Raw genomic sequence first — 22,842 nt, 5'->3', positions numbered from 1 at the left:
GAGATTACTCGACTCCTGCTGCCTCCCCGGCCGGACGGCGCACATCGTTGGCACCGTATAAATAGCCTTCCCGCACCTTACCGGACACGGCGGCATCATTGCCGGAAGAGTCCGCACTGACTCCGGCGGCACCCGGTAACCCCACCATAATCAGCTCGGCGGCACCCCACGGTGTCTGCTCAACCATCTTATAACCCATTTTATCCAGCAGATTCAGTGAGTCTTTTGACACACCGCGCTGCTCGTAATACACCTCATCCGGCAGCCACTGATGGTGGATACGCGGCGCATTCACAGCTTCCTGCGGTGCCATGCCGTGATCGATAATATTCAGCGCGGTCTGCAGAGTGATAGAGATGATCCGTGAGCCGCCCGGCGAACCGAGCACCAGGAAAATCTTACCGTCTTTGGTGACAATGGTCGGGCTCATGGAGGAAAGCGGACGTTTGCCCGGGGCAATCGCGTTGCGCTCACCCTGAACCAGGCCGTACATATTCTTCTCGCCGATTTTGGTGGTGAAATCATCCATTTCATCATTGAGGAAGAAACCGGTACCCGGCGGGATCACCACCGCACCGAAACGACCGTTGATGGTATAGGTGGTGGAAACCGCATTGCCTTTGTTATCCACCACGGAATAGTGTGTGGTTTCCGGTTTTTCATGCGGGCCTGTACCCGGCTGCACCTGAGCGGAAGGTGTGGCTTTGCCCGGAATGATTTCTTTGCGCAGCTCTTCCGCATAGGCTTTGCTGGTCAGTTTTTCGGTCGGGTTTTTCACAAACGCCGGGTCACCGAGGAAGGTGTTGCGATCCATATACGAATGGCGCATTGCCTCTGTCAGAGTGTGAATATAATCCGCTGAGTTAAAGCCCATTGCTTTCAGATCATAACCTTCCAGAATATTCAGGGTCTGGCAGATAGTCACACCGCCGGAGCTCGGCGGCGGGGCGGATATAAATTCATAGCCGCGATAGGTGCAGGTGACCGGCGCAACCTCAGAAATGGTGTAATCCGCGAAATCTTTGGCGGTCAGCTTACCGCCGCCTGCCTGAGAGGCCTTTTCCACGATTTGCGGTATGTCACCTTCATAAAAAGCGGGAGGGCCTTCTTTGGCGATGCGTTCCAGGGTATTGGCCAGATCGGATTGAATCAGGCGGTCGCCGGGCTGGAATGCGGAGCCGTCAGGTTTAAGGAAAATCCGCGCTGCTTCCGGATCCTGCTTAAAGCGGGCGGTGGTGGTGTCCAGCACATCGGTATCTGCGCGGGTCAGGATAAAACCGTCACGGGCCAGTTTTATCGCCGGAGCCATCACCTGCTCCCGTTTCATGGTACCGTATTTTTCCAGGGCATAATCCAGCCCTTTCACCGTTCCCGGCACCCCGGCGGCGAGGTAGCCGTACAGGCTGGCATCTTTGATCAGATTGCCGTCTTTATCGAGATACATATCCGCAGAAGCGGACGCCGGGGCCGTTTCGCGGAAATTGATGAAAATATTTTTTCCGTCTGCCAGATGCAGGGTCATAAAGCCGCCGCCGCCGATATTACCGCAGCAGGGATTCACCACCGCCTGAGCGTAGCCGACAGCCACTGCCGCATCCACCGCGTTACCGCCGGCTTTCAGAATATCAGCCCCGGCCTGTGACGCCAGATGCTGGGAAGAGACCACCATCCCGTTGCGGGCTTCAGCGGCGGGTTCGGAAGCGGCATACAATTGCGGGGAAAGCAGCAGAGAGAGCAGAAGAACAGGTGTTCGCCATGGGGTTATCATTATTATCTCCGTTGATCGTGCAGGGTTTTGTATGAGGGATTGATTGACTATTTGTTAATTAATAGTTAATTAACGTATAGCAGGGATACCAATATTTGAGAAATGGCGTGCGGGAAAATGTGAAACCGGGCAGAAAAGCAGGACGGGGAGATAATAAAAAACCCGGATAGCCCGGGTTATGCAGAACAGCGTGTCATTACGCAAACGAGACGGAAAACCGGTGCCGCCGCACCGGTTAACACAATCAGGCTGTTTTTTCTTCTTTCATGATTTTGTTCAGTTTCGGTACGATAGCCCACATAATCAGGCCGGCAACTGCCGTTGCGATACCGATTTTACCGAACACATCAGTGTAGATACCGAGAGTCTGAAGCGGATCAGTCACGCCTTCCGGCGGTGCGGTAAAGGTCGCCACGTAACCGCCCAGCAGTGTTGCCATTGCCTGGGTCAGGAACCACATCCCGAGAATAAAGCCCATCAGGTACTGCGGAACGAACGCAGCCACCATCGCCAGACCCAGCGCACTGATCATCAGCTCACCAACTGCCTGGAAGAAGTAAACCAGAACGATAAACCACGGAGATGTCAGACCGGACGCATCGGCAAACCACATACCGGAAGCAGCGGCTGTCAGGAAACCGGCGGAGCAGCAGAACATACCGATGGTGAATTTACCCGGCATGGAGAAGTCTTTGCCGCGTGCGCCCATCTTGCTGTAGAAGTAAGCCAGAACCGGGCTCAGTACGATGATCCAGAACGGGTTCAGTGCCTGGAAGCTGACCGGATGCACATCAATACCCATAATGGTGTGATGTACGTTATAGATAGCGAAGAAGTTCAGTGAAGTCGGCATCTGGGCATACAGCACATAGAAGATAACCGCTTCCAGCATCAGAACAAACGCCACATACATCTTGTTCCGCTCAACGCCTTTCAGTTTGAAGGCTTCGCGGAAGAAGAAGAAGATAACCACAGCGGTGACGCCGAGTAACACATAGTTGGCAATAATGACGTTGTGCAGTAACCATGCACACAGGAAAACAGTTGCCACACTACCGGCGATGACGACCAGCAGGCTGCCGAATTTTATTGGTTTGTGATCCGGCTCGGAACCGATATTACGCACCATTTTCTGACAGAACAGGAAGACCGCCAGGGCGATCAGCAGGCCGATACCACAGATGTTATAAGTAACGGTATAGCTGTATTTGTCCGCGATAACCGGTGCCAGTGACAGGGAAATCAGAGAGCCGATGTTGATCGACATATAGAACAGGGTGAATGCCCCGTCCAGACGCGGGTCTTTCGGCGGATAGCATTTTGCCAGCAGACTGGCCGGGTTGGCTTTGAATAAGCCGTTACCGACAGCAATGGTACCCAGTGCGTAGAAAATCAGATCCGGGTGCATTATAGACAGGCCGGTCATAAAATAACCGACAGCCATCACGATGGCCCCTAAGATGATGGTCCGTTTGGTCCCGAGGACGTGGTCACCGACGTAACCACCGATGGAGATCAGACCGTATACCAGCGCGGCGAATGCCCCGAAGGTGATGAATGCCTGTTCCTGACTGAATCCCAGTTTCTGAACAAAGTAGACGGCCAGGATGCCTTGCACACCGTAATAGCCGAAGCGTTCCCACAGCTCCACGATAAAAATCATGAAGAATGGCTTGGGTTGGTTAAACAAACCAACCTGCGCGGGTTTACTCATGGTTTAATGCCTCTTATTAATAATTATTCATCACGCAAAAGCCTTCCCGGCATCGCGGAGGCAAAGCTAAAAGATAAACTCTTGCGTAAGGTTGAGTGTTTGCGTATTTGTCAGGGTATTTGCCAAAGGGCTCAGACTAATATATTGCTGTCTGAGCATCTCAAAGACAGATCACACTTACTGCAATAATTAATATCATAATTGAAATAAAATTCATTAGATTGACATCAATAATTAGTCCGCAATGGTTTTGTTGATGGCGTATTGAGCAGATTGATGGTTATTTATTCTGTTGTCCGGAGGGGGGCGGAATTAAATATGACAAACTGTAACAGGTATTTTTCTGATGAATAATGATTCGTTAACACATGATGTGTTAACGAATATTATGACAATAATGAAAGAGGATCAGGCAACTGCAGCAGCGGGGATATCACCGGTTTCGACAGTGCGGAAATCGCGGCGGAAGTAAATCAGGCCGTGACCTTCGTCGCGGACATCAATATTGCTGATCTCTGCCATAAAGATATTGTGTGTGCCGATTTCCTGCACCTGAGTCACCACGCCTTCCAGACAGGCCAGTGAGCCGTGCAGACAAGGTTGTCCCAGCGCTCCCGGCTGCCAGTGATCACCGGCAAAACGCGCGTCCATACTCAGGCCGGTCATCCCGGCAAAATCACACGCCAGTGCCTGGTGTTCATGGGTGAGCACATTGACACACAAACGTCCGTTGGCTCTGAACACCTCACTGAGCGCACTGCTGCGGTTGATGCACACCAGCAGGGTCGGCGGCGTATCCGTGACAGAGCAGACCGCGGTGGCGGTCAGCCCGCCGCGCCCGGCGTCGCCGTCGGTGGTGACGATATTGACGGCAGCGGAGAGTGTCGCCATTGCGTCGCGGAACAACAGACGCTGTGAATTATCCAAAGACATACCAACTCCCGGTGGGATAAAAAATGTGACGCAATTGTTGCTTATTTGCGAATGATACGCAGTCTAATGATAGCCGGGGAAAAATACAAGGGAGAGTCAGAAAATGCGGCTGCCGGAAGGACAGCCGCAGGCGGTGGTCAGCGGGGATTAACGGATCCCGCCGAAGCAGAGGTATTTGATTTCCAGATAGTCATCAATACCGTGGCGGGAGCCTTCACGGCCGAGGCCGGATTGCTTGATACCGCCGAACGGTGCCACTTCCGTGGAAATAATCCCTTCATTAATACAGACCATTCCGGCTTCCAGGGCTTCAGCCACGCGGTAGACCCGGCCGATATCGCGGGAATAGAAATAAGCGGCAAGACCGAACTCACTGTTATTTGCCGCGCGGATGGCTTCTTCCTCATCGCGGAAACGCACCAGCGGTGCCAGCGGGCCAAACGTCTCCTCACGGGTCACCAGCATGTCTGAAGTCACACCGGTCAGGACTGTCGGCTCAAAAAATAATCCGCCCTGTGCCGCCGGTTTCCCGCCGCTGACAACAGTCGCACCTTTGCTGACCGCATCGGCGATATGCTCACTGACTTTGCGGATAGCAGCCTCATTAATCAGCGGCCCCTGTTGTGCTTTTTCGTCGGTGTACGGCGCGACATGCAGGGCACTGACAGCCTCCGCCAGTTTCCCGGCAAAGGCATCATACACACCATCCTGCACATAGAGACGGTTGGCGCAGACACAGGTTTGCCCGCTGTTACGGAATTTGGCGGCCATGGCACCGGCAACCGCCGCATCGAGATCGGCATCATCAAACACAATAAACGGTGCGTTACCGCCCAGTTCGAGAGAGAGCTTTTTAACCGTCTCCGCACTCTGCGCCATCAGCAACTTGCCGACACGGGTGGAGCCGGTAAAGGAGATCTTGCGCACGACCGGGCTGGTGGTCAGTTCGCCGCCGATAGCCGCCGCATCAAGCCCGGTGACAACATTGAATACCCCGGCCGGAATACCGGCCTGTTCCGCGAGTGCCGCCAGCGCCAGAGCGGAAAGCGGGGTTTCCGCTGCCGGTTTCAGTACCATGGTACAGCCTGCCGCCAGTGCCGGAGCGGCTTTGCGGGTGATCATCGCATTCGGGAAGTTCCACGGTGTGATAGCACCGACCACCCCGATCGGCTGGCGTATGGTGGCGATCCGCTGTCCGCTCTGTGTGGCCGGAATGGTTTCGCCGTACACGCGCTTGCCTTCTTCGGCAAACCATTCAATAAAGCTGGCACCGTAGGCTATTTCCCCGCGTGATTCTGCCAGCGGTTTGCCCTGCTCCAGGCTCAGGAGTTGTGCCAGTTCCTCCTGATTCTCCATGACAAGAAAAAACCAGCGGCGCAGGATCTGCGCACGGGCTTTGGCGGTCAGGGCGCGCCAGCCCGGCAGGGCATTTTCAGCGGCGGCAATGGCAAGCCGGGTTTCGTGTGCGCCGAGGTCGCTGACGCGGGTGATCAGTCCGCCGGTGGCCGGGTTGGTCACATCAAACGTGGCCTTATCCTGTGCATCGGTCCACTGACCATTGATATAGCCGCCGGTGCGCAGCAGGGAAAAGGAAGGATTGGTTAACGATGAGGTGAACATAGAGAGCTCCGTTGCGTTTTCTCAAAAAAGTGATGAGGGCACTGAGATATCAGCAGAAGACCATTGATTTATTGTTAATATGGCGTTAATAAAAGGAGAGTCCTTTGGGTCTTCGTGACTGATATGCTTTTTATTCTAACAGAGGATGTCTGATTGCGCATTTTCCCGATAAAATTGCGCCTTTTTTTGATAACGTCGATGTTTATGATGTGAGTACATCGCGGAGAAATTACCCATTATGCATGAATCATTACTTATCGCCCTTTTGCAGGCCCGTGAAGTGGTCCTCGGCTACTTTCGCCCGACCCTGAAAGCACACCAACTGACGGAGCAGCAGTGGCGGATCATTCGCATACTGGCTAAGACCCCGTCGCTCGATTTTCATCTTCTGGCACAGAAAAGCTGTATTCTGCGTCCCAGCCTGACCGGTATTCTGACGCGGATGGAAAAAGCGGGCATTATCCACCGCCTCAAGCCCCTCAGTGATCAGCGCAAACTCTACCTCTCCCTGACTGACGAAGGCATGGCACTGTATCACCGTGTGCAGGCGGAAGTGGAGACCGGCTATCAGGCGCTGGAATTACAGTTCACACCGGAGAAGGTACGCCAGCTCTATGCACTGCTGGATGACCTGGTTGCACTGCCGCAGCGCGACAACGAAGAAGAATAAAAAAAGGCCGCTCAGATGAGCGGCATTTTTACAGTGACAGGCTTACTTCTTGCCGAGCAGATGCAGGAAGTGAATATGTTTTTCGTACTGGTCAAGGATGTCATGAATAATCTGCTCCTTGTTCCAGCCCATAATGTCATAATCCTGTCCGCCCTCTTTCAGATGGATTTCCGCGCGGTAATAGCGGTGTTCCTCATCTTTTTCCTCGTCGGTCATACCGGAAAGGGCAAAGGACGGCTGATTGTAATAGCGCAGCCGGGTTTCATAGATAAAGTTCATATCATCCCCCAGATCGACCTCAAAGGTGATCCGGTCGTCGCGGCTGCGGTCGATATGGCTCGGTGTGCTCTGTTTTTCCAGCTCCTGAGACACCATGTCCATCGCCTCTGACACCACTTCATCAATAAAGCGTTTGACCAGCGAACGTTTCGGGAAATAGCCGATATTACGCAGACGGCGCTGCCACGGGATCGGGTTGCGGCTGGCGGTTGGTGCAATGGTCGCCAGTTGCTGACTGTCGCGTTTATGCACATCAATCCGCAGGGCTTTGATCAGTCCGTAAATCGAGAACAGCAGCACAACCGCAAACGGCAGGGCGCTGGCGATAGTTACGGTCTGCAGGGCGGATAATCCCCCGGCCAGCAGCAGAGTGATCGCCACCACGCCCATCAGTCCGGCCCAGAAGATCCGCTGCCAGACCGGCGTGTGGGTATCCCCGCCGGAGGCCAGGGTATCCACCACCATCGCGCCGGAGTCAGCGGAAGTGACGAAGAAGACAATCACCATCAGCATGGCAAAGAAAGAGAGCACCGTGGAGAACGGGAAATACTCGAGGAACTGGAACAGTGCCAGTGACACATCCTCTTTCACCACCGCGGCGAGGGCGGTTGCACCCTGATTTTTGATCAGATCAATGGCGGTATTACCGAAGAAGGTCATCCACAGCAGGGTAAAGCCCGCCGGGACAAACAACACGCCGAAGACAAATTCACGGATGGTGCGCCCGCGTGAAATCCGCGCGATAAACATCCCGACAAACGGCGACCACGACAGCCACCAGCCCCAGTAAAGCAGGGTCCAGCCGCCCAGCCAGTCGTCTGACTTCGGCTCATAGGCAAAGAGATTAAAGGTATTACTGACGATTTCAGAAAGATAACCGCCGGTGTTCTCAACAAAGGATTTCAGCAGCAGTACGGTCGGGCCTAACACACCGACCATAATCAGCAGCAGAACCGCCAGGCCGAGGTTCAGCTCTGACAGAAAACGGATGCCTTTATCCAGACCGGATACCACCGACAGCGTGGCCAGTGAGGTGATCACCACAATCAGCACCACCTGTACGGTTTCTGTCTGCGGCAGGCCGAACAGATGATTCAGCCCGGCATTCACCTGTAACACACCGAAGCCGAGAGAGGTCGCGACCCCGAATACCGTGCCGACCACGGCAAAAATATCCACCGCATGACCGGCCGCGCCGTAAATACGGTCGCCGATAATCGGGTAGAGTGCGGAACGCAGTGTCAGCGGCAGGCCGTGGCGGTAGCTGAAAAACGCAAGGATCAGCGCCACAACCGCGTAAATAGCCCAGGCGTGTAACCCCCAGTGGAAGAAGGTCAGGCGCATGGCCTCTTTTGCCGCTTCAACCGTTTCCGGTGTGCCGACAGGCGGGGAAAGATAATGCATCACCGGCTCGGCGACACCGAAGAACATCAGCCCGATCCCCATCCCTGCGGAGAACAGCATGGCGAACCAGGAAATATAACTGTATGCCGGACGGGCGTGATCAGGGCCGAGTTTAATATCACCGAAACGGGACAACCCCATAAAGGTGACACTCAGTAAAATCAGGGCGACAGCGAGGATATAGAACCAGCTGGCATTTTTAAACAGGCTGGTCTGAAGGGCTTTAAGGTGTATGTCCGCCGTTTGGGGAAACAGGGCGGCAAAGCCGACAATCAGGAGAATAACCAGGGCCGAAATATAAAAAACCGGCGGGTTAATCTTCATTTTTTTTGCGGATTGTTCAGTGTCCTGATGACTCATGAATTATTCCTTTTATCAGTTGCAGATAACGCCGGCAGTAAAAAGGGGAGAACTGCATCAAAGCGTCAGATTTTCCTTCTGAAAACGGTACGCGGCTGCGTAGCGGTAAATAGAAACCCCGGCAAAATAGTATCAGCGGGAGATCAGAAAAAACGGAGATGAATACAGGCTAAACCTGCGGAAAAAAAGCGGTGATATTAGATTTTATTCCCCCGGTTGGTGAAAAAAGAGGATTATAGTGCCAAAAATGTCACTCTGCGGCAAGTCACGGGGTATTTTTGCGGGAAAAAGAGATATTTTTATCTGTGAATTTTATTTACCGAAACCGGCAAACTACCTGAAATAACACAATAAAAAAGCCGGAAACAGTCATTGTTTCCGGCTGACGGCTGTTTTACGGATTGATACGGGATATTACCTGTTCAGGTTTACTGAGCATCTGCGGGTTTTCCGCTGACATCCTGTTTCAGCTCATCAATTTTTTTATCAGCGGCGGCTTTGGCTTCATCCGCTTTCTGTTTCAGCTCTGCGGCTTTTTCTTCCGCGGCTTTTTTGGCATCTTCGCCTTTATCTTTGGCATCAGCCAGCAGGGCATCAGCCTCTTTTTTCAGCTCATCCGCTTTGGCATCGGCACTGTCACGGATTTCAGCAGCTTTCTCTTTGGCGTCAGCCATCACCGCACCTGCTTTTTCTTTGGCATCACCGGCGGCTTCTGTTGCATTCTGTTTCAGTTCAGCGGCTTTCTGCTCTGTTTTATCCGCTGCCTCTTTGGCATCCTGCTTTATTTCATCCGCTTTTTGCTCTGCGGCTTCTTTAATCTGCGCGGCACCTTCCTGTGCTTTCTGCGCGGCAGGATCCGTTTTGCTGCTGTCGTCACACCCGGTGGCCAGCGCAAATACCCCCGCAAGGATGAGTGAACTTAATAATGCTTTTTTCATGATTAACTCCTCTTCAGCAATACTGAGTAAAATAACCGGATAACATCGTGTCCGCGATTATTGATTATATAATAAAATCAGGCAGTCTGCTGACAGATATAATTTTCTGTCAGGGTTATCCCTTTCAGCATAGAAAATGAAGCGCCGGTTGTATAGTGCTGAGGGGAATTTATCAGTAACACCATAAAATAATATCCCGCTGCATAAAAATATCCGGTAATATCAATACAGAATGCAGTCTTATAAGCGTAACATGGTAACGTGTTTTATTTCAGTTGGTTAGCGTAGTTTGTCTGTGTAAGGAAATACCATGACATATTATCTTCTGGTTATCGTTAAATTTATCATCGGCTTTGTTATTGTGTTAACGCACATGAATATCTCCGGTAAAACCCAATTATCACAAATGACACCGGTTGATTTTATTGGAAACTTTGTACTGGGCGGCATTATCGGTGGTGTTATTTACAGTGATACCATTCCGCTGACACAATATATTATTATTCTGCTGATGGGGGTGAGTTTTATCAGCATAATCAATTGGGTCAGCAAACATATCAGTGTGCTGCGCGCGGTGACTATCGGTAACCCGATCCCCATTATTAAAAACGGGGTATTTATCATGGATAGCATTCATGAGAAGCGCAATAAGATCGATATTCTGAATATCACCTCCCGCATGCATGCACAGGGGATCTATTCATACCGCGATGTGTATTATGCGCAGATAGAGCCGGACGGCCAGCTGACGGTAATTTGTGATCAGTCACAGATGCCGTCAGTCATTGTGATGAAAGACGGCGTGCCGCGTAAATATGAACTGGAACAGATTGGTCATGATGAGGCGTGGCTGGCAGAGTGCCTGAAACAGCAGGGAATTGACGATCCTGAGACCGTATTCCTGGCGGAATTTTATAACGGCAGCCTCAATGTGGTGATGAAGGACGGGCGGATGACCAGCCATCACAGCGAGCCGTCACAGCCGTAAGGTTTTTTCCCTTATGGCAGCACGATAACGACTTTTTCCGGATATTTTTCACGGAATTCGTGTGCTTTCTGCCATTTATCGTCACAGATAATTTTATCGATAACGGCAATCTCCGCGATCTTTAAAATCCCCTGCTGGCCGAATTTGCTGGAGTCGGCCAGAATAATTTTCTGCTTACTTTTTTCCAGCATTTTCCGCGCAATCATGCCTTCTTCAACGCTTTTGACCAGAATACCTTCATCACGCACACCGCCTGCGCCGACAAAGGCGAAGTCCGCATAAATATGATCAATTTCATGCAGGGTTTTCGCACCGAGATTGGCCCGGAATTCATGGCTGTATTCACCGCCCAGTACATACACTTTTGCCAGCGGGTTCTGCGAGGCGATTTTATCCGCGATAAGGGCGGAGTTGGTGAAAACGGTAAATGCAATCGCCGGTAACTGCGCGGAAAACAGCAGCGTTGTCGAACAGGAATCGATATACAGTGTGTCGTGCTCGGAAATCAGCCCGGCAGCGTAGCGCGCGAGGGTCATTTTTTCCTCGCGGTTCAGTTCCAGCCGCTGTTCAAAGCTGCCTTCGCTGACACTCTTTTTCTTCATCGCCCCGCCGTGAATTTTGATGATCTCGCCTTCTTTCTCCAGAATGGAGAGATCACGGCGGATCGTCTCAGAGGTGACATTCAGTGTATCAGCAAGATCCTGCACACTGACTTCCCCCTGCTGATTCAGCAGATCGAGGATGTATTCCTTTCTTTTTATCGGATTCATGACCGTTCTCATCACACTCGTAAACATGAACAATATTAGCGCATTATGTGTCGTTGCGGAATGCCGCTTTGTAATGATGAAGTGCGGCAGCAACGCCATCCTCCCGGCAGTCAGCCGTAATATACCCGGCGGCCTGCTTCAGCGCCGGTACGGCATTGCCCATTGCCACGCGCAGATCCGCTGCGGCAAATAAAGAGAGATCGTTTTCCTGATCCCCGATGGCCATGATGGTTCCCGGCCGCAGAATACCGCGCTCCGCCAGTATTTGCAGGGTACTGCCTTTGCTCACGGATGCGGGAACCAGTTCAAAATAGTGCTGATCGGTAAAGAATGCGCTGACCTTTGCCGGTAACTGCGGACGAAGGATTTCAGCCCGTTGCCGCAGGGCTTCCGCTTCCCCGCACAGGGTGATTTTAATGATATTTGTCCGGCTGAAAATATCGTCTGCCGCGAGTGTCTGTATTGGCAGGCCGAATAATTCAGCTTCATGAATTGTGTATTCTGATATTTCCCCCGGCGGACAGAGCAGAGCATCCTCCCCGAAAGCATGCCAGCCGGTGGTGAGCAGGTTTTGCAGTGCGGATAACACGGCCGGAGAGAGGGTTGCCCGGTTGAGAACGGATTGTGTGCGGCAGTCATAAATCACCGCGCCGTTACAGGCGCCGATAGCGCGGAGCACCGGAAGCAGCCCGGCGCTGTCCGTCAGAGACAAAATCGCCCGCAGCGGGCGGGCAGAGCAGATAACAATATCCGTTTCCGGCGGCAGCGCCAGCAGTGCCCGGCGGTTGCCCTCTGAAATACGGTTATCCGGATGTAAAAGCGTGCCGTCGAGATCGATAGCCAGTGTGGTCATAAAAAGCCTCAGCGGGAGCTGTGCCCCCGCCCGGGAATACCGTCAGTTATGATGAATAAAGGATTGGGTGACCTGTGCGGCCGCCTGACATACCACGTTATCAATCGCGGTGCCGACCACTAAAATATTCACCCCGGTTTCTTTAAACGCTTTGGCATTGGCGACGTTAATACCGCCTTCCGCCAGCGTCGGGACACTGACTGCGCCGACCAGCGCTTTCAGCCGGGCTTTAATCTGTTCCGGAATTTCACCGGCAGCCACGCCCTCGTAGCTCATACCGGTCATCAGGCCGATCATATCCACGCCGATGGCTTCCATTTTCTTCGCCACTTCCGCGACTTCTTCCGGGGTTTCCGCTGGGATACCAAAGGTATGCAGATCGTCCGGGTGGCCGATGTAGGCATCCACGGTCAGGCCGAAGCGGTGCGCAAGACTGACAATATCTGCCAGATCCTCAAAAGTGGATTTATGGGTGTGCAGGCCGTCAGCTCCGGCACGGGCGATCTGTAAAATATCCTCTTCTGTCACCGGCACCGGGATGGTTTCGGTGAATCCGCCGGCGATCCCGACCGTAATAAAGACATCATCCGGGATCACATTGCGGATACCGTTGACGGCTTCCGCCATCTGCGCGGTGGAGATCTCATGGCGGATCTGTTCGGCAGCGTGCATGTTATTCACGCCCCTGTGTCCGCGTGCCAGCGCCAGCGCCGGATGGTTCGGCTCCAGCATTTTGACCCCGGCATCACACACTGCTTTCGCCAGTCGCGCGTCATCACCGGTGATACCTGTGCTGAGCAGAGTCTGCCCGTTGTGCAGCGCAATAGCATTTCTGACTTTCGCCATGGCCTGTTCACGTTTTTTATTCATATCACCTATAAACATATCAACCTCTTATTACTTTTTTTGTGTTTTTGTATGACGGCACCCGGAGGTGCCGTTTTTATAAAGCCCTGGTGTTGGCGTGTGATATTTTTCACACTTATTCTTTGCTGTGTCGTCTTTGCATCAGCCTGCGGCTTTCACGGTTGTCACGGCACTGAAACGGTTGGCGATGACAGTTATGGCGCAGGTTAAAACCAGAATCACGGTCATGGTCAGCGCCATGTAAAGTGCGTTACTGGATAAGAACGGAGAGGCAAACGCCGGGACATACGCCACCCCTTTGACATTAAACATGCCGAGCATCATGCCGCCGATCCCGGCGGAAAGAATGGCACCGCCGAACACGATTTTGTTGGCAAACATGAAGGGATACGCCGATTCCACAAAGGTACCGAATCCCAGATTGATAAGCAGTCCCGGGGCGGCAACCGCAGCCTCACTGCGTTCACGCGGGGCAATGACGTTTGCCAGGTTAATACCGGCGGCGACCATCACCAGCCCGACCATATCCACCGCGCCGAGGAAGCTGACACCTGTTTTTTCCATCTCGAGCAGCACCAGCGGCAGGATCACCGCGTGATACACACCACCGAGGATCGCAGGCCAGATAACCAGACCGGCCAGCAGGCCTGCCAGAACCGGGCTGAAGGCGAGGGTGCTTTCCAGCGCCAGTTTGATGTGGTTACCGGCCAGCAGCGCCAGCGGACTGAGGAAATAGAACATGATAAGACCGGCGGCCAGACCGGAAATCCCGCCCGCCACGATGTTGACGGTGGTCATCGGGAATTTCCAGCTGATGCACAGGGCAAACAGGTAACGGACAAAAATACCCGCCATGATCCCGCCGGCGATCCCGCCGATCAGACCACCCTCGACCGAGAGCACCCCGGCGACAACCCCGGAAACAATCGAAACCTCATCCAGTTCGGAGACCTGTTTGGCCGCAATCACCGCCACAATCACCGGCAGACCTTTGAGCAGCAGCTGGAAAATCGCATCCAGGCTTTCCAGCCCCGGGATGTGGCTCAGCGCCAGTACAATCGCCATGGCAATAAAGCCTGGCAGAGCCGGGATCATAATGCCGCGGATATTCATCCGCTTAAGCAGACTCTTATCGGACGGCCCGCCGGTGCTGCCTGCACTGCCCAGTACCGGACGGAATTTAATACCCCAGTGTTTACACAGGGAGGAGATAAACGAGATAGCCCGGGTTCTGCTGGTGGTGCCGGTGGTACCCGAGGTGGCAATCACATTGGCACCGGCAGCGGCGATATGGGCCATCGAGGTGCCGCCGGTACCGGCGATCGGCACTTTCTTTTCCGCCGCAGCCTGAAGTGCCAGGCGGTTGGCGTTGTGCGGATCACCGCTCATAATAATGATACCGTCGATATCGCCCTGTTCTATCAGCCGGGCAATCTGTTCATCACTGCCGCGCACGGCATCATTCACTTCCGCGAGGGTGCCGGAGAACGTAACGGCAGGCACGGCATCTGCTTCTGTCAGGGTGTAGACCGCGGCGGCGGTAGAGGGTTTGGCAACATCCATCGACGCCTGTGCTGCAATAAACTGCACCGCAGCAACAGAAACACCGGCGGACTGACATTGTGTGTAGATTTCGCTCAGAAGTTTTTCAGGATCTGCACCACCGAGGTTGTACAGGTTCCCGCCACTACTGCCCAGTATGACAATTTTTTTCATAATCGGACCTCAGGGGGTTCAGGGTAAGTAACGACTTATTGTTGTTTTTTGTTGATATTGCTTGGTATAACAACGTAAATCAACACATCAAAATAGGGCGTATTGTTTATGAAATAATCACTGAATTGATTCGTTTCGGGTAAAATAGTGTGGAAATGTGATTTTTGTAGTGTGATTAGCTGGTAATATCGGGATTATATTTTATTTAATGCTGTTTAATTATTAGCTAATTATTTTGCTTTATGTTGTTTTGTGTGAGTTTGATCATAATTAACCGTGTCAATCACACAGAGAAACTACATAAAACAAAAAAAGCCACTCCGGGGAGTGGCTTCAGAATAAAGATAAAAAACGGATCAGCCCGGCAGATTAACCAGTGAGTCGCGGGTGATATCGCGGATGGTTTTTGCTCCGGTCAGTGTCATTGCCACGCGCATCTCTTTATCAATCAGATCCAGCAGGTTTTCGACTCCCGCCTGTCCCTGCGCCGCGAGGGCATAGACAAAAGCACGGCCGAGCAGGACAGAATCTGCCCCCAGCGCCAGCATCCGCACCACATCCAGCCCGTTGCGGATCCCGGAATCACTGAGAATAGTGATGTCTGATTTCACCGCGTCGGCAATAGCAGGCAGAGCACGGGCGGTGGAGAGCACGCCGTCCAGCTGGCGGCCGCCGTGGTTGGAGACCACAATACCGTCCGCACCGAAACGCACTGCATCTTTCGCATCTTCCGGATCCAGGATCCCTTTGATAATCATCGGGCCTTCCCAGAACTCGCGGATCCATTCGAGGTCTTTCCAGGAAATGGACGGATCGAAGTTTGCCCCCAGCCAGCCGATATAATCTTCCAGTTTGGTCGGCGCGCCGCGATAGACCGAGATATTACCCAGATCATGCGGTTTGCCCAGCACGCCGACATCCAGCGCCCAGCGCGGGTGAACCATCGCCTGTAACACACGGCGCATGGCGGCATTCGGGCCGCTCATCCCGGAATGGGCATCACGGTAACGCGCACCCGGCACCGGCATATCAACAGTAAAGACCAGGGTTTTGACCCCGGCGGCTTTGGCGCGCTCAAGGGCATTTTTCATAAAACCGCGATCGCGCAGCACATAGAGCTGGAACCACATCGGGCGCTCAATCGCCGGGGCGACTTCCTCAATCGGACACACGGAGACGGTGGACAGAGTAAACGGAACGCCCTTATTGGCTGCCGCTTTTGCCGCCTGCACTTCACCGCGCCGCGCGTACATACCGGTCAGCCCGACCGGCGCCAGGGCAACCGGCATCGCCAGTTTTTCCCCGAACAGTTCAGTTTCCAGACTGAGAGACGACATATCGCGCAGCACCCGCTGACGCAGGGCGATATCCGCCAGATCCGCCGTATTGCGCTTCAGGGTATGCTCGGCATACGCCCCGCCGTCAATATAATGAAACAGGAAGGGTGGCAGTCTGGATTCGGCAGCCGCCCGGTAGTCTGTTGAAGCGGAAATAATCATCTTAAGTACCTGTATATGTATGTAACAAACTCAGCACTGTGCCCGGTTACAGGGTCAGTATCAGTGCCATCACGGCGGCAATCACGCCGTAGATAAACATCGGAACCACTGTCTTTTTGATAATGGATCCTTCGGCGTTGGTAATGCCGAGGATGGTGCAGACAGCGATAATATTATTCAGACACACCATGTTCCCCATGGCACCGCCGACAGACTGGAGCGCGAGGGTTAAATTGACATTCAGGCCGGTGGTCTGGGCAATGGATTGCTGGATCCCGCCGAAGGTCAGGTTGGACACGGTATTGGAGCCGGAGAAGAACGAGCCGAGTGCGCCGAGATAAGAGGCGAAATAGATCCAGCTCTCACCGGTGGCTCCCGCCAGTGAGCGGCCGATAATGTAAACCGGCGCATTTTCGCCGCCCTGCATCATCAGGTTTACCATAATCAGTGCACCGAACAGGGCAATAAACGGCTTGTTGGTCTGCTGTGCGGTCTGCACAAACATGGTTTTTACCTGAGTCCGTTTCAGGCGGAACAGGAAAATACCGATAAACACCACGAGGAAGAACGGGATCAGCGCCGGGACATACAGCGTTTTATAATCTGCCGCCGCCGGGGTGCCGAATACGTTGCTCAGGCGGACAATCAGTGCATCACTCAGTGTGATATGGCCGAGGAAACCCAGAGTACCTTCCCAAATCACGTTAGTGCTGTTGAGCAGTCCTTTCAGGCCGAGCTGGTGGATACGGGTGACAATCAGAATGCCGATCAGCAGCAGGGTCGGGGTCATCGCTTTGATAACCTGCCCGAACGGGATCACTTTTTTCTCTGTTTTTTGTTCAGTACGGGTCAGGCCGATACCGGCACGGGCGGTCACGACAGAAATCCCGAGGCCGATTGCTCCGCCGAGCAGCGCCGGGAACTCATAGTTGACCTGGGCCAGCAGCAGATACGGCACGGTACAGGCGAGCACGCTGATCAGAATAAACACGATATTACGGCGGATCTCCTGCCAGCTGACAATAAAACGCAGCGCCAGCAGCGGGATCACAAATGCAGCCACAAAGTGGATCAGCGCGGAGTAGTGGCTTATCTGATAAACACTCTCCTCACTCAGCCCGAGGTTGGCAAAACCAAACCAGGTCGGTGTACCGACGGCGCCGAACGAAACCGGCACGGAGTTCATCACCAGCGTCAGCAGGGCAACCCGCATGGCCGGGAAACCGAGACCGACCAGGATCGGTGCGGCGATAGCGGCAGGCGTTCCGAACCCGCTTGCGCCCTCAATGGTAAAGGCGAATGCCCAGCCGATAATCATCAGCTGTGCCACCGGATTGGGGCTGATATTTTCCAGCCAGCTGCGCACCACGTTTTCCGCGCCGCTCACCTGCATCAGCTTATTGAGCATAATTGCCCCGGCAATGATGGTGATCGGTGTCAGCACAGAAATAAAGGCGGTGACAATATTGGCACTCAGTAGTGTGAGATCCGTTTTAAACCAGAACAGCTGGATACAGAACACCACGGCGGCCGTGAAGGGTAATGCGACGTAAGAAGGGATACTGCGGCGTTTTGTCATCATCCAGATTAACATCACGATCGGTGCAAGACTGAAAAAAATAGCCATAAAGCCCTCTGACATTATTATTGTTTTAAAAATTAATGTTGCATGCAGGATTCGTTAAATTTTCATTACGTAATTATTTTAATCACAACCAAAAAGAATTATCTATGCTGCATTTTTTTAACAATTGAATGCGGGAGGGAAATGACGGAAAACGCAGAAAATCAGGCGAAAAAAGGAAATAAAAAAATGTTATTTATCAGTAAATTAATAGGTTAATTTGTATGATAAAAGGACGGGGTCACATTAATTAGGCCACTATGGTCAATAGAGAAATTCCAAAAATCGACTAATCGGCATTACAGATATATAACAATCCTGAATCTGTCAGCCGAAATAGGGACGGATTGCCTGATATGACTGCTGAATATGATCGATCAGCAGGCGGATTTTGACCGGCAGATGGCGGGTGTACGGATACACGGCATACACGCCGAGTTTTTTGCCGCTGTAACCCGGCAGGACTTCCGTCAGCAGCCCGGCTTCCAGATCTTCATGCACCATACAGCGCGGCACCATGGCGATACCGTGGCCGCTGAGCAGCGCTTTGCGGATGGCACGGGCATTATTGAAAGCGATATTACCGCTTACCTGCAATTCATAGATTTCACCGGTATCCGGGCGGCGCATCAGCCAGTTTGAGGTACCGCTCTGCTGATAGGTGTAAGTGAGGCAGTTGTGTGTCAGCAAATCTTCCGGATTCTGCGGCGCAGGGTGTTTTTCCAGATAGCGGGGGGAGGCGAGGATCACCCAGTGAGAATCAATCAGCGGACGGGCTATCAGGCTGGAGTCACTCATCATCCCGGTGCGGATAGCCAGATCAATCCGTTCATTCACCAGGTCAACAAACCGGTTCTCCAGATGCATTTCCACTTTCACATTCGGGTATTTTTCACAGAATTCCGCGACGCTGTCGCTGAGAACCAGTTCTCCGGAGATAGTGGGTACTGACATACGTATAAGACCGGTCAGCTCATCACTGTTGGCACTGACTGCCTGCAGGGCGCTGTGAACCTGGCCGGTAAGGGATTTGGCATGCTGATACAGTACGCGGCCGTTTTCCGTGACAGACAGGCTGCGGGTGGTGCGGTAGAGAAGACGGGCACCGAGGGCTTTTTCCAGCCGTCCTACCCGCTTGCTGAGCACAGAGCCGGTGACACCGGCCATTTCCGCCGCTTTACTGAATGAGCCGCAATCCACAATCAGCGCAAATAAAATCAGATCATTAGCGTACTCGTGGGCGGGCAGCATGGTAAAACCTCCGGCAGTGAATGAAATAATAAACAGCATTCACTATATCAAAATCTGTGTAACAGTGATAATCACGCCGGAGACAGACAGGTTAAAGCGGGTACACCATGTGGTCAAAGGCAAACACTGTGGCCGGGAAAATCGCCTGACACCCGCGAAGTAAACGCTCACAATCTTCTTCGCTGTAGCGCCCGCTGAAATGGGTGGCGATCAGCGTACCAACCCCGGCATCACGCGCCAGAGTGGCGGTCTGCACGGTGGAGGAGTGTCCGCGGCTGTTGGCTTTTTCTGTCATAGTGCCGTCAAGTGTGGCTTCCAGCACAATCACATCTGCATTCTGTGCCAGTTTCAGCGCATTTTCACACGGCGCGGTATCTCCGAAAATCACCAGATGACGTCCGCGCTGCGGTTCGCCGAGATAATCCGCCCCGCAAATCACCCGGCCATCGTCCAGTGTCACTTCGCCGCCCTGTTTCAGAGTCTGCATCCACGGGCCGCCCGGTACGCCTTCGGTTTTCAGGCGCTGTGCATCCAGTGCGCCGGGTTTGTCATGTTCTTCAATCCGGTAACCGTAGCTGATCACCGGATGCTCGAGTGAGTAAGCGCTGACTTTCAGTTGTCCGTCATCGTAAATCACCCCTTCCTCATCTATCTCAATGATCTCCAGCGGAAAGGTCAGATACGAGCCGCTGAGTGTTAGTGCAGTTTCAACAAACTGCGCCAGCCCCTGCGGGCCAAAGAGAGTAAGTGGGTCCTCACATCCGCCCATGGAGCGGCTGCATAACAGGCCGGGCAGGCCGAAAATATGGTCGCCGTGCAGGTGGGTGATAAAGATTTTTTCCAGTTTCGGGATTTTGACCGGACTTTTCAGGATCTGATGCTGAGTGCCTTCGCCGCAGTCAAACATCCACAGGCCGCGCTGTAATGATTTGAGATCCAGCACCAGGCTGCTGACGTTGCGGTTGTTCGACGGAACACCGGCACCGGTACCCAGAAAAATTAACTCCATGTTGTTCCCTGTATTGCAGTTGCCGCCGCGCGGAGGCCGGTATTACGGAATACGGCGCAGTTGCGGCGAGCGGGTAATATTTTCCGGTAAGATTAACGGTTCTTCCGCCAGCGGTAAACTCAGACGGGTTTTGCCGGTGATGATCGTGACCCCGGCCGACTGCCAGGTATCTGCTGCCAGTTGTGTGCAGTACAGCCCGTCCTGCGGGTTGATGCTGAAAGGCGTGCCGAGCTGCGCAAGGGCATTATCTCGGGCGCGGCGGTGATTTTCGCTGTCTGCCTGTACGGCATACCAGGCAACCTGTCCGTCTTTGGCGTGTTCAATAAAGAAATCAAGGGGATCGCGGTTCACGCCGCTGATACCGTCCGGGTGCTCCTGCGGGGTGGCGTGGATAACATAAGTGCCTTCCGGCGTGATATCAACAATACCGACATGGCTGAAACCGCTGTTATCGATACTTCTGACAATATCACTGATGGCTTCGCCGCCGTCACGGAAAACCAGGTCACCGCTCTGAATGCCGGGCGGCGGTACTGCTGCCCGCAGCGGCAATGCGGCTGTCAGCAGCGCCGGGAGCAGAAACCCGGCGCAGAGTGTGTGTCTCATCAGCGCAGGATGATTTTCCAGTCGCCTTCATCTTTTGTCAGCAGGAAACGCTCATCTTTCTGTTTGCCGTCTTTGAAATTGACCGTCAGGATCACGGTTGCGCGTTTTTTGCTTTCATCAATATCGACGGACTTCACTTCTGTACTTTCCACGCCGCCGTTGCCTTCAATACGGCGCGCCATATCACCGACAATCATCTGTACTTTGCCTTTGATTTCCATCTCATTTTTCTGTTTATCTTTTTCCGGGATGGCGAGCAGATCATAAGCTTTATCCGCATCTTTTTTCTCAACAGCACTGTAGAACTGTTTAACAACATCCTGCGGGGAATCACTGCCGCAGGCGGTCAGCATCATACTGCCGGCCAGCAGCATCAGGGTGAGGGCGATTTTTTTAAACATAGTTTTTCCTTTAAAAGACAACAGGTGTTTTTATTATTTTCTGATGAAAATACCGGCAGTATACGGACATCCGGCGGCTTGGCAATCCTGTATATAACGCTGACGGCGGATTCAGGGAAAGATAGCGCAGTGAGGGCGACACTGCGCAGGTTATTATGCGGATACCTGTTCAGGAAAACCCCGGCAGAGGATTATCAGGGCGTATCACTGAGCAGGCTCTCCAGCACCATCGCGCCGGCTCCCTGAGAAACCACTTCATAGGAATCAAACGCAGGCACTATCCGGGTGTTAATCTGCGGGAATCCGGCCAGTTTTTGCGCCACGGTTTTCTGCACAGTGGCGAAGAAAGTGTGTTTCGGGGTCAGCGTCCCGCCGCAGACCACCACATCCGGCTGGAAGGAGAGAATGGTATTGGCGATTGCCAGACCGTAATAATAAGCAGCCTCTTCGAGTGCATCGGTACAGATTGGATCAGCCAGCTCAAGGGCTTTAAAAATCACATGGTAATCAATTTCCTGCTCATCACTGACCAGCGAGGTGATGACGGAGGGTTTGCCGCGCCGCAGATGCTGAATCACGGTTTTGCGGATAGCTTCCAGCGAACTGTACTGATTAAGACAACCAAACGAGCCGCATTCACAGGTGCGGCCGTGGAGATCGAGCGTCATATGCCCGAACGCATTTTCCGAGCCCGGCGGCATAAAGCGGACAGGCTCGCTGAGAATGGTACTGCTGCGGATCTCCGCGTCACAGGTGGTGAAAAACAGGCGGCGGCTCTCTTTGTGGCGCAGCCGGTATTCTGCCAGTGCGGCAAAATTCACCCCGCTGCCGATAGTCACCTGACATCCGGTACGGCTTTCCGCCATCTCACGCAGTAACGGGATCAGATAATCATTCATGGCGCGGCGGTCACTGCCGGGAGGCAGGGTGTAATCCGCCGCAATGCCGATACCGAGCAGATCATCCGTACTGAGGTGATGTTCCTCCAGCAGTGATAACAGCCGGGTGAGCAGACGCTCCAGCAGCACCTGCGGCGTTTCCTGTCCGGCAGCTTTGATTTTGCAGGTCGCCAGCACATCCAGCTTCAGGTTTTGCAGCACAATCGTGGAATAGATATTGCTGATTTCAATCCCGGCGAGCCGCCCTCTGTCCGGATTGACACTGTAGAGAATCGGTTTGCGCCCGCCGGTGGATTGCCCCAGTTCTGCCGCGCTGATAAGGCCCAGCCTGCTCAGCTCATCCAGCAGCCGCGCACAGGTGGCGCCATTCATGTTGGCTTTTTCTGACAGCGTTTCCGCTCGGATAGGCCCGTCATTCAGAATCAGCTGCCAGAGGGTTTTCAGTTTCCGGGTTTTGGAGTTTTTGGATGACCGGAATTCACTGAGTATGCCGGATAACGTCATAAGCCCGAATCTCCTTTTATCACGGGGCACTGTCTGTTATTCATCATTGTATCCGGATCCTTTTTCTCATATTGAGAAGAAGATCCTGTTTCCGTGTTTACATCTGATCTACAATCGCGGCATACATTTCATCAATTGTTACATCCCGGATAAATTCAGGAGATAAATA

19 protein-coding genes are annotated in these 22,842 nt (G+C 53.1%); 2 read left to right on the top strand and 17 right to left on the bottom strand.

Going from position 1 to position 22,842, the window contains the following annotated elements:
* Positions 1 to 4: 4 nt before the first annotated feature.
* The 4 genes from ggt to HMPREF3119_RS02805 all read right to left on the bottom strand — a co-directional run bounded on the left by ggt (position 5) and on the right by HMPREF3119_RS02805 (position 6,035).
* Positions 5 to 1,768, bottom strand: coding sequence for a gamma-glutamyltransferase (gene ggt, locus HMPREF3119_RS02820; protein WP_049246473.1), 1,764 nt, complete (start codon positions 1,766 to 1,768; stop codon positions 5 to 7).
* A gap of 244 nt (positions 1,769 to 2,012) precedes the next feature.
* Positions 2,013 to 3,482 (bottom strand): dipeptide/tripeptide permease DtpB, encoded by a 1,470-nt coding sequence (gene dtpB, locus HMPREF3119_RS02815; RefSeq protein WP_015422504.1) that lies wholly within the window; start codon positions 3,480 to 3,482, stop codon positions 2,013 to 2,015.
* A 408-nt stretch (positions 3,483 to 3,890) separates the two neighbouring features.
* Positions 3,891 to 4,415, bottom strand: a complete 525-nt coding sequence (hpaC, locus tag HMPREF3119_RS02810; protein WP_015422505.1) for a 4-hydroxyphenylacetate 3-monooxygenase, reductase component — start codon at positions 4,413 to 4,415, stop codon at positions 3,891 to 3,893.
* A 147-nt stretch (positions 4,416 to 4,562) separates the two neighbouring features.
* On the bottom strand, positions 4,563 to 6,035 hold the full coding sequence (locus HMPREF3119_RS02805; protein WP_070578355.1) for an NAD-dependent succinate-semialdehyde dehydrogenase: 1,473 nt from the start codon (positions 6,033 to 6,035) through the stop codon (positions 4,563 to 4,565).
* Between the two features lie 238 nt (positions 6,036 to 6,273).
* On the opposite strand from HMPREF3119_RS02805, the gene hpaR reads away from it, so the two are divergent.
* A complete protein-coding gene (gene hpaR, locus HMPREF3119_RS02800; protein ID WP_004235924.1) occupies positions 6,274 to 6,705 on the top strand; it encodes a homoprotocatechuate degradation operon regulator HpaR in 432 nt (143 codons plus the stop codon).
* 42 nt (positions 6,706 to 6,747) lie between these two features.
* Here hpaR and HMPREF3119_RS02795 read toward each other — a convergent pair whose 3' ends face one another.
* Both HMPREF3119_RS02795 and HMPREF3119_RS02790 read right to left on the bottom strand, forming a co-directional pair.
* Positions 6,748 to 8,748: a BCCT family transporter gene (locus HMPREF3119_RS02795; protein WP_004235923.1), complete on the bottom strand. Its 2,001-nt coding sequence runs from the start codon at positions 8,746 to 8,748 to the stop codon at positions 6,748 to 6,750.
* A 428-nt stretch (positions 8,749 to 9,176) separates the two neighbouring features.
* On the bottom strand, positions 9,177 to 9,686 hold the full coding sequence (locus tag HMPREF3119_RS02790) for a hypothetical protein (RefSeq protein WP_004235922.1): 510 nt from the start codon (positions 9,684 to 9,686) through the stop codon (positions 9,177 to 9,179).
* Between the two features lie 310 nt (positions 9,687 to 9,996).
* Between HMPREF3119_RS02790 and HMPREF3119_RS02785 the strand changes: the two genes are divergently transcribed.
* On the top strand, positions 9,997 to 10,674 hold the full coding sequence (locus HMPREF3119_RS02785; protein ID WP_070578352.1) for a DUF421 domain-containing protein: 678 nt from the start codon (positions 9,997 to 9,999) through the stop codon (positions 10,672 to 10,674).
* Between the two features lie 11 nt (positions 10,675 to 10,685).
* Here HMPREF3119_RS02785 and HMPREF3119_RS02780 read toward each other — a convergent pair whose 3' ends face one another.
* From HMPREF3119_RS02780 to HMPREF3119_RS02730, 11 genes are all read right to left on the bottom strand, one after another.
* The gene (locus HMPREF3119_RS02780) at positions 10,686 to 11,444 is read right to left on the bottom strand and encodes a DeoR/GlpR family DNA-binding transcription regulator (RefSeq protein WP_070578349.1); all 759 of its coding nucleotides are present in this window, start codon (positions 11,442 to 11,444) and stop codon (positions 10,686 to 10,688) included.
* Positions 11,445 to 11,487: 43 nt separating this feature from the next.
* Positions 11,488 to 12,297 carry a Cof-type HAD-IIB family hydrolase gene (locus tag HMPREF3119_RS02775; protein ID WP_070578345.1) on the bottom strand — a complete coding sequence of 270 codons (810 nt, stop codon included), beginning with the start codon at positions 12,295 to 12,297 and terminating at the stop codon, positions 11,488 to 11,490.
* 42 nt (positions 12,298 to 12,339) lie between these two features.
* On the bottom strand, positions 12,340 to 13,182 hold the full coding sequence (locus tag HMPREF3119_RS02770) for a hypothetical protein (protein ID WP_004235917.1): 843 nt from the start codon (positions 13,180 to 13,182) through the stop codon (positions 12,340 to 12,342).
* A gap of 123 nt (positions 13,183 to 13,305) precedes the next feature.
* Complete coding sequence (locus HMPREF3119_RS02765) at positions 13,306 to 14,880, bottom strand: PTS sugar transporter (protein ID WP_049241500.1); 1,575 nt, start codon at positions 14,878 to 14,880, stop codon at positions 13,306 to 13,308.
* Positions 14,881 to 15,236: 356 nt separating this feature from the next.
* Entirely contained in the window at positions 15,237 to 16,379 is a 1,143-nt protein-coding gene (gene lldD / locus HMPREF3119_RS02760) for an FMN-dependent L-lactate dehydrogenase LldD (RefSeq protein ID WP_004238839.1), read from the bottom strand.
* 46 nt (positions 16,380 to 16,425) lie between these two features.
* Entirely contained in the window at positions 16,426 to 18,006 is a 1,581-nt protein-coding gene (locus HMPREF3119_RS02755; RefSeq protein WP_070578342.1) for an L-lactate permease, read from the bottom strand.
* Between the two features lie 324 nt (positions 18,007 to 18,330).
* Positions 18,331 to 19,254 carry a LysR family transcriptional regulator gene (locus HMPREF3119_RS02750; RefSeq protein ID WP_024472685.1) on the bottom strand — a complete coding sequence of 308 codons (924 nt, stop codon included), beginning with the start codon at positions 19,252 to 19,254 and terminating at the stop codon, positions 18,331 to 18,333.
* A 91-nt stretch (positions 19,255 to 19,345) separates the two neighbouring features.
* A complete protein-coding gene (gene rnz / locus HMPREF3119_RS02745) occupies positions 19,346 to 20,263 on the bottom strand; it encodes a ribonuclease Z (protein ID WP_070578339.1) in 918 nt (305 codons plus the stop codon).
* 42 nt (positions 20,264 to 20,305) lie between these two features.
* Complete coding sequence (locus HMPREF3119_RS02740) at positions 20,306 to 20,869, bottom strand: YiiX/YebB-like N1pC/P60 family cysteine hydrolase (protein WP_036425593.1); 564 nt, start codon at positions 20,867 to 20,869, stop codon at positions 20,306 to 20,308.
* Positions 20,869 to 21,270 carry a DUF4878 domain-containing protein gene (locus HMPREF3119_RS02735; RefSeq protein WP_024472682.1) on the bottom strand — a complete coding sequence of 134 codons (402 nt, stop codon included), beginning with the start codon at positions 21,268 to 21,270 and terminating at the stop codon, positions 20,869 to 20,871. The genes HMPREF3119_RS02740 and HMPREF3119_RS02735 overlap by 1 nt, the downstream gene beginning before the upstream one ends.
* Before the next feature lie 194 nt (positions 21,271 to 21,464).
* The gene (locus tag HMPREF3119_RS02730; protein ID WP_004238832.1) at positions 21,465 to 22,673 is read right to left on the bottom strand and encodes an ROK family protein; all 1,209 of its coding nucleotides are present in this window, start codon (positions 22,671 to 22,673) and stop codon (positions 21,465 to 21,467) included.
* Positions 22,674 to 22,842: the final 169 nt, after the last annotated feature.

The organism is Morganella sp. HMSC11D09 (genome assembly GCF_001807955.1).
Lineage (GTDB): Bacteria > Pseudomonadota > Gammaproteobacteria > Enterobacterales > Enterobacteriaceae > Morganella > Morganella morganii.
Note: the sequence above shows the minus strand (reverse complement) of the source record. Positions and strands in the feature narration are given on the sequence as shown.

What these genes read in the sequence shown, in the direction of transcription:
- ggt (WP_049246473.1), bottom strand. Translation starts at nt 1,768, where the DNA reads ATGATAACCCCATGGCGAACACCTGTTCTTCTGCTCTCTCTGCTGCTT.
- dtpB (WP_015422504.1), bottom strand. Translation starts at nt 3,482, where the DNA reads ATGAGTAAACCCGCGCAGGTTGGTTTGTTTAACCAACCCAAGCCATTC.
- hpaC (WP_015422505.1), bottom strand. Translation starts at nt 4,415, where the DNA reads ATGTCTTTGGATAATTCACAGCGTCTGTTGTTCCGCGACGCAATGGCG.
- HMPREF3119_RS02805 (WP_070578355.1), bottom strand. Translation starts at nt 6,035, where the DNA reads ATGTTCACCTCATCGTTAACCAATCCTTCCTTTTCCCTGCTGCGCACC.
- hpaR (WP_004235924.1), top strand. Translation starts at nt 6,274, where the DNA reads ATGCATGAATCATTACTTATCGCCCTTTTGCAGGCCCGTGAAGTGGTC.
- HMPREF3119_RS02795 (WP_004235923.1), bottom strand. Translation starts at nt 8,748, where the DNA reads ATGAGTCATCAGGACACTGAACAATCCGCAAAAAAAATGAAGATTAAC.
- HMPREF3119_RS02790 (WP_004235922.1), bottom strand. Translation starts at nt 9,686, where the DNA reads ATGAAAAAAGCATTATTAAGTTCACTCATCCTTGCGGGGGTATTTGCG.
- HMPREF3119_RS02785 (WP_070578352.1), top strand. Translation starts at nt 9,997, where the DNA reads ATGACATATTATCTTCTGGTTATCGTTAAATTTATCATCGGCTTTGTT.
- HMPREF3119_RS02780 (WP_070578349.1), bottom strand. Translation starts at nt 11,444, where the DNA reads ATGAATCCGATAAAAAGAAAGGAATACATCCTCGATCTGCTGAATCAG.
- HMPREF3119_RS02775 (WP_070578345.1), bottom strand. Translation starts at nt 12,297, where the DNA reads ATGACCACACTGGCTATCGATCTCGACGGCACGCTTTTACATCCGGAT.
- HMPREF3119_RS02770 (WP_004235917.1), bottom strand. Translation starts at nt 13,182, where the DNA reads ATGTTTATAGGTGATATGAATAAAAAACGTGAACAGGCCATGGCGAAA.
- HMPREF3119_RS02765 (WP_049241500.1), bottom strand. Translation starts at nt 14,880, where the DNA reads ATGAAAAAAATTGTCATACTGGGCAGTAGTGGCGGGAACCTGTACAAC.
- lldD (WP_004238839.1), bottom strand. Translation starts at nt 16,379, where the DNA reads ATGATTATTTCCGCTTCAACAGACTACCGGGCGGCTGCCGAATCCAGA.
- HMPREF3119_RS02755 (WP_070578342.1), bottom strand. Translation starts at nt 18,006, where the DNA reads ATGGCTATTTTTTTCAGTCTTGCACCGATCGTGATGTTAATCTGGATG.
- HMPREF3119_RS02750 (WP_024472685.1), bottom strand. Translation starts at nt 19,254, where the DNA reads ATGCTGCCCGCCCACGAGTACGCTAATGATCTGATTTTATTTGCGCTG.
- rnz (WP_070578339.1), bottom strand. Translation starts at nt 20,263, where the DNA reads ATGGAGTTAATTTTTCTGGGTACCGGTGCCGGTGTTCCGTCGAACAAC.
- HMPREF3119_RS02740 (WP_036425593.1), bottom strand. Translation starts at nt 20,869, where the DNA reads ATGAGACACACACTCTGCGCCGGGTTTCTGCTCCCGGCGCTGCTGACA.
- HMPREF3119_RS02735 (WP_024472682.1), bottom strand. Translation starts at nt 21,270, where the DNA reads ATGTTTAAAAAAATCGCCCTCACCCTGATGCTGCTGGCCGGCAGTATG.
- HMPREF3119_RS02730 (WP_004238832.1), bottom strand. Translation starts at nt 22,673, where the DNA reads ATGACGTTATCCGGCATACTCAGTGAATTCCGGTCATCCAAAAACTCC.